General features: G+C 64.7%; 1 protein-coding gene. It reads right to left on the reverse strand.

The features are described from left to right. Nucleotides 1–322: 322 nt before the first annotated feature. The coding region (locus ON44_RS33600; protein WP_040697979.1) for a helix-turn-helix domain-containing protein at nt 323–572 on the reverse strand (250 nt) is incomplete at its 5' end.

Here is a 572-nt window from a genome sequence, read left to right on the forward strand (position 1 = left end):
GGTCGACTACGCGTCGCGGATCTGGCAAGCCGGCGGTATCGCCGAACTGCATGTGTGGCCCGGCGGATACCACGGCTACGATCTCGCGGCCCCGGAGGCGGCGATATCGCAGGCGACGAATCGGGCGCGGCTGAATTGGTTGCAACGGCTGCTGCCGAGCTGATACCGACATACGGGGATTTGCCATATCGCATCGAAGAGGCTGCGGTCGCGTAGATGTTGGTTCCCAGGTTGGCATTGGACGACGGCGTCACGACCGCGCGCGGCCACCCCATGTCGGCAGGACAGGTTCCTGTGCAACGTGTCCGCGGTGATACGAAAGCTATGCAGGATGAGGGGCTGCCGGGTGCAAGAGCAATCGCCGCACAGCAAGGGCGAGCTGCGCCCGCAGTCGTCCTTGTGGATCGCGCACGGACCAACCCAACTCGTGCTCGATCGTAACGAGCCGGTCCTGCAGCGTGGAATGGTGGACGAACAGTGCCGCCGCCGCGAGTCGCAGGCTGCTGTGCGAGGTGAATTCCACCAGGGTACGCAGCACCCAGGGTGCGGATTTCGCTGCTGCCTCGATCCCA

Origin of the sequence: Nocardia vinacea NBRC 16497 (assembly GCF_000308835.1) — a bacterium.
GTDB lineage: Bacteria > Actinomycetota > Actinomycetes > Mycobacteriales > Mycobacteriaceae > Nocardia > Nocardia vinacea.